At 64.0% G+C, this 2,165-nt stretch carries 2 protein-coding genes; both read left to right on the top strand.

Going from position 1 to position 2,165, the window contains the following annotated elements; translation table 11 throughout:
• The first annotated feature begins 84 nt into the window (after window positions 1–84).
• Window positions 85–405, top strand: a complete 321-nt coding sequence (gene tnpB / locus CQ12_RS36865) for an IS66 family insertion sequence element accessory protein TnpB (RefSeq protein WP_430642301.1) — start codon at window positions 85–87, stop codon at window positions 403–405.
• A gap of 45 nt (window positions 406–450) precedes the next feature.
• On the top strand, window positions 451–2,103 hold the full coding sequence (tnpC, locus tag CQ12_RS36860) for an IS66 family transposase (RefSeq protein WP_057840169.1): 1,653 nt from the start codon (window positions 451–453) through the stop codon (window positions 2,101–2,103).
• Window positions 2,104–2,165: the final 62 nt, after the last annotated feature.

Below are 2,165 nucleotides of genomic sequence, written 5' to 3'. Positions count from 1 at the left end.
GGATGCGCACGTCGATCCGGAGGCGCTGGCGCGGGTCCTCGATGTGCTTGGACGCCGATGATTGCTATACCGGGGAATGTGCGAGTGTGGCTCGCGACAGGCTACACGGATATGCGCAGAGGCTTTCCGTCGCTGGCACTCCAAGTGCAGGAGGTGCTGCACAAAGACCCGCTCAGCGGTCATCTGTTCGTCTTCCGCGGTCGCCGAAGCGATCTTGTGAAGGTGATCTGGCACGATGGCCAGGGAGCATGCCTGTTCACCAAGAGACTTGAGAGAGGAAGGTTCATCTGGCCTTCGGTTGCGGGCGAAGCAGTGACGATCTCGCCAGCTCAGATGAGCTATCTGTTGTCCGGAATCGATTGGCGCAACCCGCAAGAAGCCCAGCGTCCGATGCGGGTCGGATAGGTGTTTTGGGTTTGAATCTGCTGCTTGATCTGATTCAATGGCTTCATGATATCGAAGCCAGACGACCTTCCCTCGGACCTTGTCAGTGCCCTGGCAGCGCTACAGGCCGAGCGTGAGGCGCGGCTGCGAGCCGAGGCGATGGCTGCCAGTGCGCGAGCGGAGCTGTCGGATAACGCGGCGCTGATCGCGCATCTCGAGCTGCGGATCGAGAAGCTCAAGCGCGAACTGTACGGTCAGCGCTCCGAGCGCACGGCGCGGCTGATCGAGCAATTGGAATTGGAACTCGAAGAACTTGCCACCACGGCGAGCGAGGATGAGCTTGCCGCGCAGGCCGCCGCGGCGAAGGTCCAGAGCGTGCGCGCCTTCACGCGCAAGCGGCCGGTACGCAAGCCCTGGCCGGACGACATCGAACGCGAGCGCGTCGTCATTGAGGCGCCAAAGACCTGCGCCTGTTGCGGTGGGGCGCGCCTTGCGAAGCTGGGTGAGGATGTGACCGAGACGCTGGAGGAGATCCCGCGCCGGTTCAAGCTGATCGAGACCGTGCGCGAGAAGTTCACTTGCCGCGATTGCGAGAAGATCAGCCAGCCGCCGGCACCGTTCCATGCCACGCCGCGCGGCTTCATCGGCCCGCAATTGCTGGCGACGATCCTGTTCGACAAGTTCGGCATGCATATCCCGCTCAACCGCCAGAGTGTACGCTTTAAGGCCGAGAAGATCGACCTGCCGCTGTCGACGCTGGCCGACCAGGTCGGCCACGGCACCTTCGCCGTCATGCCGCTGTTCCAGCTGATCGAGCGCCATGTGCTGTCGGCCGAGCGCCTTCATGGTGATGACACCACCATCCGCATCCTGGCCAAGAGCAAGTGCACGACCGGCCGGATCTGGACCTATGTGCGGGATGACCGGCCCTACGGTGGGCCGGCGCCGGCGGCGGCGGTCTATTACGCCTCGAGCGACCGACGGGGCGAGCATCCCCAGAAGCATCTGGCTGCCTTCGCCGGTATCCTGCAGGCGGATTGCTATAGCGGCTTCGAGCCGTTGTTCGACCCGCAAAGGAAAGCGATGCCGATCACGCCGGCGTTCTGCTTCGCCCATGCGCGGCGGGGCTTCTTCGAGCTGGCCGATATCGAGAAAACCGCCCGGGACGGACAGAAAGGCAAACCAGTCTCCCCAATCGCGCTGGAGGCGGTCAGACGCCTCGATGCGTTGTTCGAGATCGAGCGCGACATCAACGGCCGCGGCGCTGACGAGCGGCGCGCCGTGCGGCAGGAACAGAGCAAGCCGCCGCTCGAGGACATGCACGCCTGGTTGCTGCGTGAGCGCGAAACCCTCTCGCGCTCCTCCGAGGTCCTGAAGCCGATCAACTACATGCTCAGGCGCTGGGACGACTTCGCCCGCTTCCTCGACGATGGCAGGATCTGCTTGACCAACAATTGCGCCGAGCGCGCATTGAGAGGCATCGCGGTGGGAAGGCGCAACTGGACCTTCGCCGGCAGCCAGCGTGGCGCCGACCGTGCCGCCATCATGCTGACGATGATCACGACCTGTCGCCTCAATGACGTCGATCCCAAGGCCTGGTTCGCCGACGTGCTCGCCCGTATCGCCGATCTTCCCGCGTCGCGCCTGCACGAACTGCTGCCCTGGGAATGGAAGCTCCTGCGCCAAGCCGATAAGCCCGCCGGTCAGCAGGCCGCTTGACCTTCACCCAACCGATCATAGAGCTCACTGTGCCCGCGCGCATGCGTCAATCAGGCGGTCTT

The organism is Bradyrhizobium jicamae, from assembly GCF_001440395.1.
GTDB classification, from domain to species: Bacteria; Pseudomonadota; Alphaproteobacteria; order Rhizobiales; family Xanthobacteraceae; genus Bradyrhizobium; species Bradyrhizobium jicamae.
The sequence above is the reverse complement of the archived record's forward strand: the minus strand, read 5'-3'. Positions and strand labels throughout refer to the sequence as shown.